This is a genomic window from Microcoleus sp. BROC3, from assembly GCF_036702515.1.
In the GTDB taxonomy this organism is placed as follows: Bacteria; Cyanobacteriota; Cyanobacteriia; order Cyanobacteriales; family Microcoleaceae; genus Microcoleus.
Genome location: NZ_JAUBTQ010000002.1, coordinates 58887 through 75923, shown reverse-complemented (window position 1 = coordinate 75923; position 17037 = coordinate 58887). Strand labels below are relative to the sequence as shown.

At 44.8% G+C, this 17037-nt stretch carries 11 protein-coding genes; 9 read left to right on the top strand and 2 right to left on the bottom strand.

What is annotated here, in order from left to right:
• Positions 1–330 precede the first annotated feature (330 nt).
• Positions 331–1248 carry a ribonuclease HI gene (gene rnhA / locus QUB30_RS01675; protein ID WP_333328131.1) on the bottom strand — a complete coding sequence of 306 codons (918 nt, stop codon included), beginning with the start codon at positions 1246–1248 and terminating at the stop codon, positions 331–333.
• Between the two features lie 81 nt (positions 1249–1329).
• On the opposite strand from rnhA, the gene QUB30_RS01670 reads away from it, so the two are divergent.
• The 8 genes from QUB30_RS01670 to QUB30_RS01635 all read left to right on the top strand — a co-directional run bounded on the left by QUB30_RS01670 (position 1330) and on the right by QUB30_RS01635 (position 15102).
• Positions 1330–6135 (top strand): CHAT domain-containing protein, encoded by a 4806-nt coding sequence (locus tag QUB30_RS01670; RefSeq protein ID WP_333328128.1) that lies wholly within the window; start codon positions 1330–1332, stop codon positions 6133–6135.
• Positions 6136–7067: 932 nt separating this feature from the next.
• Positions 7068–7316, top strand: a complete 249-nt coding sequence (locus QUB30_RS01665) for a hypothetical protein (protein WP_190659166.1) — start codon at positions 7068–7070, stop codon at positions 7314–7316.
• A gap of 535 nt (positions 7317–7851) precedes the next feature.
• The gene (locus tag QUB30_RS01660; RefSeq protein ID WP_333328125.1) at positions 7852–9123 is read left to right on the top strand and encodes an AAA family ATPase; all 1272 of its coding nucleotides are present in this window, start codon (positions 7852–7854) and stop codon (positions 9121–9123) included.
• A 7-nt stretch (positions 9124–9130) separates the two neighbouring features.
• Positions 9131–9565: a hypothetical protein gene (locus QUB30_RS01655; protein ID WP_333328122.1), complete on the top strand. Its 435-nt coding sequence runs from the start codon at positions 9131–9133 to the stop codon at positions 9563–9565.
• A gap of 473 nt (positions 9566–10038) precedes the next feature.
• Positions 10039–12510: a phosphoketolase family protein gene (locus QUB30_RS01650; RefSeq protein ID WP_333328119.1), complete on the top strand. Its 2472-nt coding sequence runs from the start codon at positions 10039–10041 to the stop codon at positions 12508–12510.
• A gap of 147 nt (positions 12511–12657) precedes the next feature.
• Complete coding sequence (locus QUB30_RS01645; protein WP_333328116.1) at positions 12658–13752, top strand: ATP-binding protein; 1095 nt, start codon at positions 12658–12660, stop codon at positions 13750–13752.
• A complete protein-coding gene (locus QUB30_RS01640) occupies positions 13745–14431 on the top strand; it encodes a DUF3226 domain-containing protein (protein ID WP_333328114.1) in 687 nt (228 codons plus the stop codon). Before QUB30_RS01645 ends, QUB30_RS01640 begins: the two co-directional genes overlap by 8 nt.
• 32 nt (positions 14432–14463) lie before the next feature.
• Positions 14464–15102: a histidine phosphatase family protein gene (locus QUB30_RS01635; protein WP_333328111.1), complete on the top strand. Its 639-nt coding sequence runs from the start codon at positions 14464–14466 to the stop codon at positions 15100–15102.
• Positions 15103–15143: 41 nt separating this feature from the next.
• On the opposite strand, the gene psaK is transcribed toward QUB30_RS01635, so the two are convergent.
• On the bottom strand, positions 15144–15404 hold the full coding sequence (psaK, locus tag QUB30_RS01630; protein ID WP_333328108.1) for a photosystem I reaction center subunit PsaK: 261 nt from the start codon (positions 15402–15404) through the stop codon (positions 15144–15146).
• 230 nt (positions 15405–15634) lie between these two features.
• Between psaK and QUB30_RS01625 the strand changes: the two genes are divergently transcribed.
• Positions 15635–16855, top strand: a complete 1221-nt coding sequence (locus QUB30_RS01625; protein ID WP_333328105.1) for an acetate kinase — start codon at positions 15635–15637, stop codon at positions 16853–16855.
• Positions 16856–17037 lie beyond the last annotated feature (182 nt).

The following is a 17037-nucleotide window of genomic DNA, read 5'->3' as shown; positions in this document are numbered from 1 at the left end:
ATTTGAGATTTTAGATGCAAAATCACTGATTTTATGAGGGTTTGGAGTACGGGCTTACAGACAGTTGGATTCTTTCTTTTAACTGGGGCTGATGTCAAGTAGTCTGTTTACTAAACTGATGACTAAAAGGACACAACATTGTTGTGTCCCTACGGAATTTTGCCAAATCTTTCTTTGAGACAGTCATTAGTCATGAGTTATTAATCAACTAATAACTCATGACTAACCACTAAGCTGTTGCGGTCTTTAAATTGTATGTAAAAAAAAATCACAGTCTTGTGGGGTGGGCGTCCCGCCCGCCCCGAATATACAATTTAAATGCGCGACAATTTAATCAGTTGTACTAACGTGGTCGATTCTCTCTAATTGCCAGAGAATTTGGTTGCCCTCGCGCCGCACCCGCGAAACTACCCAATTTCGCCAAACCCAGTTGTCTCCGCGACTGGTGACAGCGCTGGCATTTACATCCATCAAATCAGCCAGTTCAGAACTGGTAATCAAGTAGCCTTTCGTCGCAACCTCGTCGGCGATGTGCAACGTTTCGATCAGATTGCGGAGTTCCTGAACCCTCACCTCGCGGGGCAAGTTCTCCAGGGTATCGGCAGTTGAATCCATCATGGTAGAGTTGGAGATCGGAAGGTCAGAAGTTATGACATAGGATTCTATCGTTTTGTTACCAGTTGCGTCCGTTTCTTCCGAAACAATTGTGTTTTCCGAACCTAGAGGCGGTGCGGCCGCGCTAACCAAAGTTCCCGCCTGAGTCTCACCTGCAGTTGGTTTCTGCTGTTGCAGTTCGGGAGTGAGATTGTGCGAGAAGCTGCGGGCGATTTCATCGCACCTGTCGTTGTAGAAGTCGCCGGAGTGACCGCGGACGTGTTCCCACTGGATTTGCCGGGAATTCAGCTTGTCTAGCAGATGCCAGAGGTCTTGGTTGACAACATCTTTTCCGGTTGAGGTTTTCCAGCCTTTATTTTTCCAGCCTTGAATCCATTTAGTGATGCCGTTTTTAACGTATTCGCTGTCGGTGTAAACGGTGACGGGTTCGGTTTGACCGGAATTGGCAAAAAATTCCAGCGCAGCGACGGCAGCTTGCATTTCCATGCGGTTGTTAGTAGTTTGGGGGTCTCCACCCCCGAGTTCGTGACAGTTGCCGTCGGCGAAGCAAACTACTGCACCCCAGCCACCAGGACCTGGGTTGCCGGAACAAGCGCCGTCTGTGTAGAGGCTTTTGATTTTGGGAGTTGTCATGAGCGAATTAATTTGTTATTTAGAGGTAAGTTGTTTGCAAGTGCGATAATTAAGGCAATTGAGATAGTTTTACTTAGTGCTATGAAAAATGCCAACTTAAAGATTAAAAAGGTTGCGCTATTTATTTGTCCCTTTTCTTTGTTAATTTTTAATACTTTCGCGCAAGCACAGCCCATAGTGCCTGCTGCTGACGGTACGGGTACTGTTGTCACCCCCAGCGGCAACCGTTATGATATCAACGGTGGCAGTTTGTCGGGAGACGGCGCGAATCTTTTTCACAGTTTTGGGCAGTTTGGCTTGAATGAAGGTCAAATTGCTAATTTTCTGACGAATTCGGCTATTCAGAATATATTAGCTCGCATTGCGGGCGGGGACGCTTCGCTAATTAACGGTTTAATTACTGTCACGGGCGGCAATTCTAATCTGTTTCTAATTAATCCTGCGGGGATTGTGTTTGGCCCCAACGCGAGTTTGAACGTGCCGGGGGCTTTCACTGCAACTACTGCTACTGGTGTCGGTTTTGGTTCTAATTGGTTTAATGCTGCGGGTACAAATAATTTTAGCGCCTTGGTTGGTACGCCAAATGCTTTTTATTTTGGTGGGGCTGTACCGGGAAGTATTGTGAATGCTGGCAATTTAGCGGTGACTCCGGGGCAAAATTTGGCTTTGCTTGGCGGTACGGTTGTTAGTACCGGACAGTTATCTGCCCCGGGCGGGCAAATTACTGTTGCGGCTGTTGGGGGAGATCGTGTTTTGCGCATTAGTCAACCGGGGCATTTGTTGAGTTTAGAAATAGCAACGGGCGGAAATTTTGGTAATTCTCCACAGACTTTGAATCCTGTTTCTTTGCCGCAGTTGCTGACAGGTACTGGGCAAAATCAGGCGGTGGCTGTTGCGGTTGCGGATGACGGTTCTGTGAGGCTTGTGGGTTCTGGTTTGCAGGTGAATTCTGGGGATGTGGCAATTGCTGCTAATGTGTCTGGGCTGCCGCAGTTGAATGCGGGAAGTGCGAATTTATGGGCTGCGGGAAATCTCACGTTAGCGGATGCTAGGTTGCAAACTACCGGGGATTTGAGTTTGCTGGGCTCCGATGCGGTGCGGGTCAGGGACAGCGCCCAGAATCCTTTTTTGGCGCAGGCTGGGGGGAATTTATACATTCGGGGCGATCGCACTATTGATATTCTCACTCAAAATGCGATCGGCGGCTTATCTCTTCCCCCGCAATTCCAAAGCGGCGGCAATTTGAGTTTGGTTAGCAACGGAGTTATTTCGGGGGATTCTCACTTTGTTTCGGGTGGCAATTTTTCCATTCGGAATCTATCGGGAATGCCGGGAAACTTTGTCAGTTTATTTGACCCGATTATCAGTTCTGAAGGAGATGTTTTCTTTGGAGATTATACTGGTGTTTCGCTGAAAGTCGAGGCGAAGGGGAGCATTGTTGCCGAGGATATTACAATTACCGGCCCCGATATTGCATTGGGCAGGGAAAATGTGAGTGGTGATCCCGATATTGCTACTTTAAGCAGCAGTCCGGCCTTAATTCTGCGGGCGGGAGTGGCAAATTTGCTAAATCCTCCTACTAACAGTTTAGATGAAGATTCGATATTTACAAGCCCACTTTTATCGAGCAATTTGATTTCAGTTGAAAATATTTCAGCCGGTGGGCCTGTAATTTTGTCAGCGCCGGGAAGTATCGCCACTAGAGATATTAATGGCGGTCAAATTAATATCGAAAGCAGGGAAGCCGGAGTGCTAGCTGGGGGCAGATTAACGTCTAGTTCGACAATTAATATTCAAGCTAATGACAATATTATATTGACAAGTGACATTTCTCGTGCTGATATCAACGGCAGTATTAGTCTGAATACTGTTCGGGGTAATATCGTCACAGGGTCGATCGATACTGGGACTTCCGGGGCGATCGCACTCAGAGCTTTTGGCAATGTGAATTTTGGGACTTTGCAGGGATCGAATGTTGATATTACCAGTAACTCCGGGGCATTGGGAGTTTTGACTGATGCCAATATCATTGTTCCTAATACTACACCAGTCAATATTACAGCAACCGAGAATATCAATTTGACAGCTTTTAGGGACTTAACGGTTGGCAATCTCACCGCTGCGACTGTCAGTGCTAGCAGCAGTACGGGGAGTGTCGCTACGGGGGCGGTCGCTACTTCTGGAGATGTCAGAATTGTAGCAGGACAGCAAATCAATACAGGGGTAATAACTGTTAATCCTGTCGCCACAAATCCAGTTAATCCCATTATCCCTACAGTCAATCTGGACGCCCTAACTAATATTAGCGTTGATTCCATCAATGCTCCGGCGGCTAGGATTGCTTTGAGAGCAACCAGCAACTTAAATGCACGGAGTTTGCTGGGGGGCTCAGTCGATATCAATAGCGCTCGGGGAAATATTGCGATCGGTAATACTACATCTATTGGGAATCTTAATATAAGAGGTTCAGGAAATGTAAAGTTAGGGGATTTGCTGGGAACAAAAGTTAATGTAATTAGCACTTCTGGAATTATTGATGTTGGACCCGCTACAGCAACAGAAAATACTGTCAATTTAACAGCGCCGCTGGATGTAAATTCAAGAGATTTGCGGGGAGTTGGAGTTAATGTAACTAGCAATACGGGAAGGATTAATATTGGCAATACCGACGCCACAACAGGAAATGTCAGTTTGACAACTTCTGGCAATGTAAATTCAAGAGATTTGCGGGGCGTTGGAGTTAATGTAACTAGCAATACGGGAAGTATTGATATTGGCAATACAGACGCTACAACAGGAAATGTCAATTTAATAGCGCCGCTCGATGTGAATTCACGAGATTTGCAGGGAGTTGCAGTTGATGTCACTAGCAGCAGGGGAACTGTTAGCACTGGCAATATAGATGCTTCAGGAATAGTGAGGATTTTAGCCGGAAACGAAATCAGAATTGAGCGAATAAATGTTAATCCGATTGGGTTCGATCGAACTCCGACAGTCACTCTTAATGCCCAAAATGATATCAGTGTTGCATCCATAAATGCTCCGGGCGGTAACGTTAATATAGAAACTCCCAATTTTGTTCGAGTAACTGATACTTTCAACAACCAAAACGGCACTCCAGTTAGCATCTCGACTGTTAGGGGCGATCGGGTCGGATCGGTTGCGATTCGCCACGGCGGCGGCGATAGGAACCCGCCGATACCTTTTGTGGAAGGAGATGCGAGAATTAACGGTAGTGCTGCGCCGATCGATGGCGCTGTCAATATTATTCCGCCAACTCCAACCCCAACTCCAACTCCAACCCCAACTCCAACTCCAACCCCAACCCCAACTCCAACCCCAACTCCAACTCCAACCCCAACTCCAACTCCAACCCCAACTCCAACTCCAACCCCAACTCCTTCACCAAATCCAACTCCTTCACCATCGCCAAGCGGTAGATTTCCATTAGATAGAAGCCGGGTTTTTCCCGATCGCAACCAACCCTTTAGTCGCGAACAGCGGCAGAACCAAAACAGAATATCGCGAGATATAGGAAAACCCGGAGAAAGGATGCCGCCCGAAAGAATGCAGTCTCCCAGAGAACTGAGAAATTTCATCAATTCAAATATCAGAGATTCAGTTATTCAGTCAGCATTTCGCGGCGATATCGGCAGGAATTTGGAAACCGGCAAAATATCGGCAGCTTTGTCTCTGCTGGACAAATCTTTCAGCCAAGAATTCGGGGAATATTTAGGAATCAACATCAGCGACGAGTTGGTATCCCCAGAGGAAATTCAAAAAAAGTTAGCATCCGTGGGTGCACAAACCGGCACAAAACCTAGCTTAATTTATCTGTTCTCGCAACCGGAAAAATTAAATTTAATGCTGATAACTTCTTGCGGTGAAGTGGTTCACAAAAGTGTGCCGTCAGCGAACCGGCAAGAACTTCTGAAAGTTGTAACTCAGTTCAGGGATGAGATTACCAAACCGGGGGTGCGGACTACTACGAGTTATCTACCATCTTCCCAACAGCTTTATAAGTGGATGATTGCGCCTTTAGAGGACAGTTTGAAAAGCTGCGAAACGGATACTATTTCCTTTGTTGTCGATCGAGGTTTGAGAGGTATGCCCTTTGCTGCTTTGCACGACGGACAGCAATTTTTGGTAGAAAAGTACAATCTCAGCCTGATGCCCAGCATTAATTTAACAGATACCCGCTACGTCGATCTCAGAAATTCTCAAGTTTTAGCAATGGGGGCCTCGGAATTTTCCGAGTTGAATCCTTTGCCTGCAGTTCCTGCTGAAATAGCGGCTATTTCTAAAGAGTGGCCTGGAGTTAGTTTTCTAAATGAGGGTTTCACTTTGGAGAATTTGAAGCGACAGCATCAAAGCCGACCTTTTGGGGTTATTCACTTAGCTACTCATGGCGAATTTCGACCTGGAACACCAAATAATTCTTTTATTCAGTTGTGGAATAGTCGGCTGCGACTGGATCAATTGCGGGATTTGAGATTGAATGATCCGCAAGTGAATATGTTAGTTTTAAGTGCTTGTCGGACTGCGGTGGGAGATGCACAGGCGGAGTTGGGTTTTGGGGGGTTGGCGCTGCAGGCGGGGGTGCAAACGGCTTTGGGGAGTTTGTGGTACGTGAGTGATGAAGGTACTTTGGGATTGATGAGTGAGTTTTACCAGCAGTTGAAGACGGCGCGAATTAAGGGGGCGGCGCTGCGACAAGCGCAAATTGCGATGTTGCGGGGAGATGTGCGTTTGGAGGGCGGCAGATTGCGGGGTTTGAGTCGGGGTGAGGGGGTGGAGTTGCCGGCTTCGCTGCAAGGGTTTGCGGATTTGAAGTTGTCGCATCCTTATTATTGGTCGGCTTTTGTGATGATTGGGAGTCCTTGGTGATTGGTGATTGGAAATGGGTAATTGGTAATTGGTAATTGGTAATGGGGAGTTACGCAGGGGTGGTCAGAAAGCGGGTTTTTGACAAAAATACTTCGTTGTCAGGCGCTCCATGATTTATCGTCTTGTGGCTATTGAGTTCTGTGAGACGACTTGTTTGTTTGCCTTATTTTTTAAGAAAAGATCTCAAATGGGTTCTATAGGCCAGAAATATCAGGCGCGGCAAACGCCCCGTATAACCCCCCAGCAGCAGGGGGCGAGCAAACTAGCAGCAAGTCGAAGAAGTCAACTAAAACTGCTGCGCTCAAATCGGAACTGGAACTGAGAAGACGGTGCCGAACAAAACAACTGCTAAAAAGACGGCGACAGCGACAGGAACCAGAAACAAACCAAGTGAAATTAGTTGAGTTTTCACTAATCGAGAAACCCGGTCTAGTAAAAAAAAACGGCTTTCTTTTACTAGACCAACTTCCAAAAATAGGTTTGTAGTACAAACTTGAGTCCTTAAAATTCTCTTCTCTTCCTTTGTGTCATCATATCCTTTCCGATTGCATTGGAATGATACCGAGGACACCGCGCCGAGCACCTAAGTCCCTACCCCGATTAATTGTCAGGACACGGCACTGCCGTGTCCTGACTGTGGGTAATATCAATTCCGATGCTACCGGAGTTGATATCAGCCTCTTGGCGCTTCGCCCACGTATTTTTTTTGAGACATATCAACTCAAACTCTTTTCCAGCCTAGCTTTTGAGCTTGCTTGTCACCTCTCGGAAAATCTGTCTATTTACTTATTGACAATTGCTCCTCTCTGTTCAATTGTCAGGGAACGTATATATAAAGTTACAAATTGTATCATAAGCAACAGAAAGTACCGAATGTTTTATGTAGCAGCCTACAATGGAGAAAAGAAACAAGATTAAGAGGCGCGATGGCTATGGGTATCAATGAAAACTTAGACTGGGAAGAAGCATTTGAGTACCGAGCGGGCTTAACTGTGGAGTTGAAGTCCCAGCCAGGGGTTTTGCATACGATCGCTTACTATGAAGTGATGATGGTACCGCCCATCTGGTTAGAAAATGACCCGCGTCCCCGCTATCCTCACGAACTGCGAGTCGTTTCCCACCAGCCAACTGTGTCCAATGTTTGCCGGATTTCAGAGAGTCCTGTTTTAGTCGCCTCCTAAGTTTTTTCAGTGGGAAATATTGGCGATGGCATCTAGCCAGCAATCAAACCGATGCAGTGATTTTCGGATTGAGATTGCTTGAGTTTACTTGGTGGCATCGGCTAAGTAGTCGTAGGGTGCGACTCCATGAACAACCCCTAACGCACCATATCGACAATCTCACAGATCCGCACCTGTGCGATCGAGAGGCCATGTAAACAAACCCAACACTTATTTTCTAGCCAAACTTTGTAAAAATGGTATTATTTTAGAGTTTCGGTAATTCCTTTCCCTATCAATAACCGCACGTTGGTCTAAAATCTCCTCAGCGACCAGAAAGGCGATATGGGCGATCGACTTTCACGAAAAAACTGCGGTAATCCAAAAGTATATTGGTACAAATGGTATAAATCCATCTTGATATTAATGAGAGTTGTTTGAGGTTTTTCCTAGGGTGACTAATTCGGTTTATTAACACAAAAGTGACCACTTTAACCATAAAATTTAAATTGGTATGTTAAGATGACGCAAGCCCTTAGCATACTTGATTTCAATTATGGCTGAAAAATTAATAGTTAGAAACTTTGCTGGCATCAAGGATTTGGAGATTGAAATCAAACGAATAAATATACTTATTGGCCCTCAAGCCAGCGGTAAAAGCGTTTGCGCTAAACTCCTTTTTTATTTTAAGAACTTCGTATGGGAAATTTTATCGGTTGTAGATAATGAGCAGACAAAACGCAATCTAGATTCAAACTATTCCAAGAGGTTTGAGGAATATTTTCCTCCTGATTGTTGGGGAAAAGAACATTTTTTCATCAGGTATGAAATTTCCAATGTTTTTATAGAAGTTAGGAGAAAACAGGATACCAAAGGTAGAATTTCCCTCAGCTATTCAGATTTTTTCAAGAAAGAATTGGCAGACCTACGAAATTTCGTAAAAAAAGGAAGAGGAAAAAGCTTGGATTGGAGTTATATTGTTCATTCATTTTTTGAAGAAGAAAAATTAAAAAATCACTTAGTAGAAAGTTTAGGCAGATCCATTGGTCGAGAGGCAGCCTTCAATCAGCTTTTTATTCCTGCTGGCCGCTCATTTTTCTCTAATCTTCAAAGCAATATTTTTTCTATTATCTCAAGTAATAATACCTTAGATCCATTTCTAATATCGTTTGGCTCAACATACGAAGGGATAAAAAATTTGCGTATACAATATGATCTTGAAGATAAATATACAAAAGACATACTAGAGGAAATAAACAGGCTCATAGAGCAGTCTTTATGCGGTAAGCATATACAGGAAAAAGGCAAAGATTTTCTGGAGGCCGCAGATGGAAGACGCATGAATATTGTCAACTCATCTTCCGGTCAACAGGAAACATTACCTCTGACAATTATTCTAGCGGCACTACCTTTTCTAGCTTCCCCTCCTGTCGGTCAGACAGTGTATATTGAGGAGCCGGAAGCGCATTTATTTCCAAGCGCACAGCGTAATATTGTCGAGTTGATCGCTACTGTCTTTAATTCTCGCAAAGAGCAACTTCAATTCTTTATAACTACCCATAGTCCTTATGTCCTGACAGCACTTAATAATCTGCTCCAGGCTGGGCTTCTTTATGAAGAGTCCAGCGAAGATATACAACATCAACTAGAAGAGATTGTATCTAGATACAAATCATTAGATGTTGACGATCTCTCAGCCTATGTTTTGAGCGATGGAAAATGCAATAGTATTGTGTGTCCTGATACTGGGTTGATTGATGCGCGAGTGATTGATTCTGTTTCTGATGAACTAGCTATTGAATTCGATCAACTTCTCAACTTAGTTTGAATCGTATATGAAAAGTCTTCCAGAGTGTGAGGAACATAGAGCCGACACCAAGATTGTCTTGCAGGAAAACAAAAGTAAAATAACGTTCCTCAACCCGAATCAAGACAAAATATTAAAAATTAAGGTTGATGGCTGCGTTATTAGTGACAATGAGACTTTGCGTTGCGACTACGCACTCATTCCTTCTGATGCAGTAGAAATATATGTAGAGTTGAAAGGAAGCGATATTGCACAGGCGGTTAAACAAATAGAATCAACTATTAAATTACTTTCGACAAATCCCCAAAAGATTAAGAAGCTATGTTTTGTCGTGTCTACACGTGTGCCAAAACAGACAACAAGTATACAACAGCTACAAAGTCAGTTTAAGAAAAAATTTAATGCTAGTTTCCGAATCAAGAATATTCAAGATGAGTATGATTTAAGTACGCCCATAAGCTAAGCTAACGAGAACTTTGATATGACGAACATACAAAACTTTAGCAGAAAAGGAGTCAGCGGACGATCGCCCTGCCTCAACAACATTTTAGTTCGTATTTATTATAATTAATTCTGACATCTACCTTAAGAAATATCTTTTCGGGACTTCCACAACACATCCCACCACTCGCAAAATATACTAAGGATCGGTGCGCAGTGCACACCCTACAAAAACTCTTGTTTAAATCCTATTATGTATTGCTTAATTCTTTGATCCCCGCAATGATCCGCCTTTTTTCCCTCAGAATTGTGCGATGTTTAGCCAGAAATTAACATTGATTTAAACTTTAATGGAGGCATAAACAAGCTAGAATTCAATAGTTTGCGTGGAAGACATCGAGTTTAAATACAAAATGTCACAAATAACAAATTAATATCGATCGCACTTATCGATCGCACTTTACAAAACAACCAAAATTCAGGAGTCAATCGCTGATGATGCTAGGAACAACCGAGATCCCGCAATTAAAGCCGCTTTCCGACTCAGAACTACACAAAATGAACGCCTACTGGCGGGCGGCAAACTACCTATCCGTCGGACAAATCTATCTCCTCGACAACCCGCTACTCAAAGAACCCCTCAAAATCGAACACGTCAAACCCAGACTCCTCGGACATTGGGGCACCACTCCAGGCCTAAACTTCATCTACGTTCACCTCAACCGCATCATCAAAGCGCAAGACTTAAACGCTATCTACATCGCAGGCCCGGGACACGGCGGGCCGGGCTTGGTGGCCAACACTTACTTAGAAGGAACTTACACCGAATATTACGCGCATATTTCCCAAGATAAAGAGGGGATGAGACGGCTGTTCAAACAGTTTTCCTTTCCCGGCGGTATTCCCAGCCACGTCGCGCCGGAAACTCCGGGATCGATTCACGAAGGCGGGGAACTCGGCTACGCCCTAGTCCACGCTTACGGGGCGGCCTTCGATAACCCCGATTTAATCGTGGCGGCCGTTGTCGGTGACGGGGAAGCGGAAACTGGCCCGCTGGCTGCTAGCTGGCATTCTAACAAGTTTCTCAACCCGGTTCGGGATGGGGCCGTGTTGCCGATTTTGCACTTGAACGGCTACAAAATTGCCAATCCGACGGTGTTGGCCCGCATTCCGCAGGAGGAATTGGAAAGTTTGATGGTCGGTTACGGCTACAAACCTTATTGGGTGGAAGGTTCAGACCCGGAAACCATGCACCAGTTGATGGCTGCAACTATGGATACAGTCATTGGCGAAATTAAGGCGATTCAGGAAAAAGCCCGGACAGAGGGATATTCCGGCCGTCCCCAGTGGCCGATGATTGTGATGAAGACTCCCAAAGGCTGGACGGGGCCGAAGGAAGTTGACGGGAAGAAAACTGAGGATTATTGGCGATCGCACCAAGTCCCATTAGCTGAAATGGCTTCTCAGCCGGGACACGTCCAACTCCTGGAGGATTGGATGAAAAGCTACAAGCCCGAAGAACTCTTCGACGACAAGGGCAAACTAATTGCAGAATTGGCGGAACTCGCGCCCAAGGGCGATCGGCGGATGGGGGCAAATCCGCACGCTAACGGCGGCATCTTGCTAAAAGACTTAAAAATGCCAAAATTTGAGGACTACGCCGTAGACGTGCCAAAACCAGCCACTGTGATGGCCGAAGCCACCCGCGTCACTGGTCGTTTCCTGCGGGATGTGATGAAACTCAATCAGGAGAACCAGAATTTCCGCATTGTCGGGCCTGACGAAACTGCATCAAACCGCCTCGATCCGGTGTTTGAAGTGACAGACCGGGTGTGGGCGGGCGAAATTTTGCCGGAGGACGATCGCATCTCTCCCGATGGCCGAGTGATGGAAGTCCTCAGCGAACATATGTGTCAGGGATGGCTGGAAGGCTATTTGCTGACGGGACGCCACGGCTTTTTCTCCTGTTACGAGGCTTTTATTCACATCATTGATTCGATGTTCAACCAACACGCCAAGTGGTTGAAAACTACTCGCGATATTCCTTGGCGCAGACCGATCGCCTCTCTGAATTACTTATTAACTTCTCACGTTTGGCGGCAAGATCACAACGGTTTTTCTCACCAAGATCCGGGCTTTATCGACCACGTAATTAACAAGAAAGCGGAAGTTGTGCGGATTTATTTGCCGCCGGATGCGAACACTTTGCTGTCTGTTACCGATCACTGTCTCCGCAGCCGCCACTATGTCAACGTGATTATTGCAGGGAAGCAGCCGGCATTGCAGTATTTGGATATGGATGCTGCGGTTAAACACTGCACTGCGGGTATCGGTATTTGGGAGTGGGCTAGCAACGATAAAGGTTACGAACCGGATGTGGTGATGGCTTGCGCGGGTGATGTTCCGACGCTGGAAACTTTGGCTGCTGTTGACATTCTCCGCCAACATTATCCCGAGTTAAAAGTGCGGGTGGTGAATGTGGTGGATTTGATGACGCTTCAGCCTTCGACAGAACATCCCCACGGTTTGTCTGACAAAGATTTTGATGCTTTGTTCACGAAAGATAAGCCAGTGATTTTTGCTTTTCACGGCTATCCTTGGCTGATTCACCGGTTGACTTACCGCCGGACAAATCACCCGAATATTCACGTGCGCGGTTACAAGGAAGAGGGCACGACTACGACGCCGTTTGATATGGTGGTAATTAATGACCTCGATCGATTCCATTTGGTTGGTGATGTACTCGATCGCGTGCCGAAACTCGGTTATGCTGCTGCTTATGGGAAACAAGCTATCCGCGACAAGCTGATCGAACACAGGCAATACATTACCGAACACGGCGATGATATGCCGGAAATCCGCGACTGGAAGTGGCCGCACGGTGGCGCGGTTTCGTCGGAAGCGCCGAAGGAAACGAAAGAGCCCGAGGTAGGAGAACAAACCGTGCGATCGGGTGCACCGGGCTAGCGATATTCTGGGTAGGGACACGGCAATGCCGTGTCCGGCACAGGATCGTGGATTAGGACACCGTAATGCCGTGTCCCTACGGGATTCCATTTGTTTTAGAATAAATCTGCCGTAATTCAGGATTTAGATATCCAAAAGGGATTGGTCATGCTTAAAGAAATAGAAATCCAAAATTTTAGGTGCTTTGAGCAAATCAAAATTTCTGGGTTTGAAAGAGTCAATTTAATCGGCGGTAAAAACAATGCAGGCAAGACAGCCCTGCTAGAAGCACTTGTTCTCTATGTTGCTCCCAAAGCGAGTAGTATAGAAATACTAAGAGAGCTAAGAAGGGAGTCATTAGAAGCCCTAAAAGCTATGCCTAAGAGAGCCTGGGATAACTTTTTTTATTTGTTCGATAAAGATAAACATATAGTAATTATTGGAAAAATTGAGAATTATCAAACTTATAGAGTAGAAATAGTTATAGAGTCGATCTTCAATAAATTCAAAAACACCGTAATTGATATGATTGCTAGTCAAGGTATAATAGATGCTTTACCGAAAGACAAGGCAGGTGTATCTGTAATAACTATTAAGGTAATAATAAACGAAAAAGAAGCTGTCCAGTCATCTTTAATAGCTAGTTCAAGTGGTTTAATAAATAGTGATAGAATTTTTATTGAAGATGAGGCTGACGAAGTAGCAATCATTCCCTCCTTTATCAGAATTTCTGGAAAAGAACTCACGGCAGCCTACGACCGCGCCCGTTTGGATGATAAAGATAGTGAAGTTTTAAAAGCTTTTCAAGTTATCGATCCGGCTATCGAATCAGTAGAAAGCTTTTCAATTGGTGAACCCACGCTGTACTTGAGAAAAAAAGGAGAAAAGCGTTTGCCTCTTCCATTATTCGGAGATGCAATTAACCGAGTTGCAGACATAATCTTGAAACTGGTAAACAGCGAACATAAAATCCTGCTAATCGATGAAATAGAGAATGGCATACACTATACAAACCAGCGGGAGTTTTGGAGAATTTTATTTCGCTTGGCGGTGGAACTGGATACCCAGATTTTTGCCACAACGCACAGTTTAGAGATGCTTCAAGCATTTGCTGATGTTGGTTTAGAAACCAATCAGGAATGTAGCAGCGCATATTTTGAACTAGCCAAGAAACCGAAAACCGATCAAGTAATCGGAATCCGGCGCGATTTGGAAACCTTGAATTACGCACTAGAGCATCAAAAAGGAGTGAGAGGTGAGTAATATTGTCATAGTAGAAAGTAAAAATGATGCAATTTTTATGCAGGCAATGGTTGAGAAACTAAACTGCGATATCCAGGTAGAAAAACCTATTTATATAGATAATTATGAACGTTTGGAAGGATTGAGCGCAACAAAATTAATTACTACTTTAAAAGCTTTAGAAGCCGACCTTCAAAAAAGAGATATAGAAAAAATTGGGATTATTATTGATATTGACAACTATTCCGAGCCAGATCGGTTAGAATGGGTAAATAAATGTATACAACAGGTGTTTAAATCTGAAACATTGTCAAGCACTAAACAATTTATCGATATTTGTGGAGATAATGGAACCAAGGCAAAATTGGCTTGTTACTTTACAAATTTTGAAGGTAAAGGCGAACTGGAAACGCTTTTAAAGGGAATAAAAACTCAAGAATCTCCTCATGCTGATTGTTTGGATAGTTGGAAAACTTGCATAGAAAGCAAGGGAAAGAAAATCAAGCAGAAAGATTTTGATAAATTCTGGGTTAACACCTATCTGAGGTTTGATACTTGCTCAAAGCAGGATCAGAAACAAGCTGGCAGAAAATGCAGTATGTATGAGTTTGATTATGTTATGGAACACAAAAAAGATATTTGGGATTGGGATAATCCTGCTCTCAATGATTTGAAGGAGTTTTTTAAACTCTTTTGCTAACATAGTAAAATTCACACACAATTAACTAAATCATGAGCTTAAAAATCTACTTTGTACGACACGGTGAAACGACTTACAGCAAAACAGGCGGTTTCTGCGGCGCTATCGACCCAGAATTAACGCCCGAAGGTTCTCAAATGGCAGAACAGTTTGCTGCTACTTACGCAAAATTGCCTTGGGATGCTGTTTATGTCAGTCCGATGAAACGCACAATTGCTACTGCAAAACCTTTGTGCGATGCTGTGGGAATTGAAATGCAGCTTCGCGACGGACTGAGGGAGATTAATTACGGCGAGTGGGAAGGCAAAACAGTAGAATTAGTCAAAAAAGAATACGAAGATGATTATATTAACTGGCTGACTGAACCTGCTTGGAATGCACCGAATGGCGGCGAAACTTCCGTGGAAATTGCTAGCCGCTCGTCCTTAGTTATCGCAGAAATTCAGGAAAAGTACAAGAGCGGTAATGTTTTGGTTGTCTCGCACAAGGCGACTATTAGAATTATTCTGTGCAGTCTCTTGGGGATTGATTTGGGACGTTATCGCTATCGCATTGCCGCTTTAGCAGCTTCTGTCAGTATCGTCAAGTTTGATGTTCGCGGGCCGCTGCTGGAGGTTTTGGGCGATCGATCGTACATGGATGAAAACCTCCGCAATTTACCCGGTACTTGAAATCGCGGGTAAGGTGCGGAGGCGCACCCTACAGTCTGCCACTAAATCGCACCGATGTAAGACAATCCTAAAATCGTACCCGTTCCCAAAATATGACCGAAGCAGAGACTTCCCACAAGTGCACCCAAGCTCAAACCGCCCAACGCACCCGATGAGGGCGCGGCTGGGCCTGTGTGAGGATTTTGGATGGTTGATTTGCCGATCGCAATAGCTAAAATATTGCAAAGAATCATAATCAAACCAGTCGTGGGGCTCCACTCTACGGTTCTGGCGACAGTGGCAAGTAAAATTGGTGTAAACATCGATCTGCTCCTTAAACTTTAGTAAATGAAAATCTGCACAGAAGATATATCAAAAAAATGCAACTGTTAGCTACAGATTGCATTAACAGTTAATTTTTCGACATTTTTCTTAATAATTTTCCCAGGATCTCAACATTTTTTAGTCCCCCTCTGCTGGGACGAAAGTTTGACAAAACGCGATTTCAATCGCCTAGCGATCGAAAGAATGAATCAACCGGACAGAATAAAGCATGAAAATACTGGTGTTAAATGCGGGTTCTAGCAGTCAAAAGAGCTGTCTTTACGAGTTAAAGGATGTCCTGCCCGATCGCCCGCCGCAACCCCTGTGGTCAGCGCAAATTGAGTGGAATCACCGCGAAGGTGTGGCCGAGTTGAATGTCGAAACTGCCTCGGGAACTGAACTTGAGGAAGAATTCACCTCAGACTCTCGCGAAGCCGGTATTTCTCGAATGCTGGAGACTCTGTGGCACGGTAAAACTCAAGTTATTAACAGTTTAAAGGAGATCGATATTGTCGGCCACCGCGTCGTACACGGCGGGCAAGACTATCAGCAAAGTACGTTGATTTCACCGGATGTCAAAGAGGCGATCGCCCGTTTATCTGTGTTTGCTCCCGTCCACAATCCCGTCAACCTCGAAGGCATCGAAGCCCTTGAAAAAAACCTCGGAAATGTGCCGCAAGTAGCTGTATTTGATACAGCTTTTCACGCGCAATTGCCGCCCGCTGCGTTTGTTTATCCCGGCCCCTACGAATGGCTGGAAAACGGGATTCGCCGCTACGGTTTTCACGGCATTAGCCATCAATATTGCGCTCGCAGGGCTGCTCAAATTCTGAACCGCGATTTGGCTGATTTGCGGCTGATTAGCTGTCATTTGGGCAACGGGTGTTCTTTGGCGGCGATTCGCGGGGGCGTGAGTGTTGACACGACGATGGGATTTACGCCTGTGGAAGGTTTGATGATGGGAAGTCGATCGGGTTCGATAGATCCTGGGATTATAATTCATTTGTTAAGGCGAGGGGATTTAACTTCGGAAAAATTAGATAATATTCTCAATCGAAATTCTGGTTTAAAAGGGATTTCTGGGGTATCTAGCGATATGCGGCAGATTGGAGAGGCGATCGCACAAAGTAATGAGAGATCTCAACTTGCATTAGATATTTACATCCACCGTTTGCGCGCGGGAATTGGGGCGATGCTGGCGAGTTTGGGAGGATTGGATGCTTTGATTTTTACGGCGGGAGTTGGGGAAAATTCGGCTGTTGTGCGGGCGGCCGCTTGCGAAGCTTTTGGATTTATGGATTTGAAATTGGATGGGGAAAAGAATCAAAACTCGCCAGTTGATGAAGATATTGCGGCAGTCGATTCAGCGGCGAGAGTTTTGTTAATTCACACGCAGGAAGACTGGGAAATTGCGCGAGAATGCTGGAAAATTTACTCGCATTTTCCCTAATTCCAGTTCTCCTAGCCCCCCTTTACAAGCAGGGTGGATTAATTGTCAAAAAAATAAACTAAGCTGATTCGGCTATTTGTCGATCCTACGTGAAGAATTTAACTGGTTTGTCTCGGTTAGAAAAACCGAAAAGCAACTTACCGATATTTTCAAGTTGGTTAACCATCAATCTTAAAGCTTGT

Excerpts from the sequence above, each read along its gene's own strand:
- QUB30_RS01625 (WP_333328105.1), top strand. The coding sequence starts at position 15,635 with ATGAAAATACTGGTGTTAAATGCGGGTTCTAGCAGTCAAAAGAGCTGT.
- psaK (WP_333328108.1), bottom strand. The coding sequence starts at position 15,404 with ATGTTTACACCAATTTTACTTGCCACTGTCGCCAGAACCGTAGAGTGG.
- QUB30_RS01650 (WP_333328119.1), top strand. The coding sequence starts at position 10,039 with ATGATGCTAGGAACAACCGAGATCCCGCAATTAAAGCCGCTTTCCGAC.
- QUB30_RS01670 (WP_333328128.1), top strand. The coding sequence starts at position 1,330 with ATGAAAAATGCCAACTTAAAGATTAAAAAGGTTGCGCTATTTATTTGT.
- QUB30_RS01635 (WP_333328111.1), top strand. The coding sequence starts at position 14,464 with ATGAGCTTAAAAATCTACTTTGTACGACACGGTGAAACGACTTACAGC.
- rnhA (WP_333328131.1), bottom strand. The coding sequence starts at position 1,248 with ATGACAACTCCCAAAATCAAAAGCCTCTACACAGACGGCGCTTGTTCC.
- QUB30_RS01660 (WP_333328125.1), top strand. The coding sequence starts at position 7,852 with ATGGCTGAAAAATTAATAGTTAGAAACTTTGCTGGCATCAAGGATTTG.
- QUB30_RS01655 (WP_333328122.1), top strand. The coding sequence starts at position 9,131 with ATGAAAAGTCTTCCAGAGTGTGAGGAACATAGAGCCGACACCAAGATT.
- QUB30_RS01665 (WP_190659166.1), top strand. The coding sequence starts at position 7,068 with ATGGGTATCAATGAAAACTTAGACTGGGAAGAAGCATTTGAGTACCGA.
- QUB30_RS01645 (WP_333328116.1), top strand. The coding sequence starts at position 12,658 with ATGCTTAAAGAAATAGAAATCCAAAATTTTAGGTGCTTTGAGCAAATC.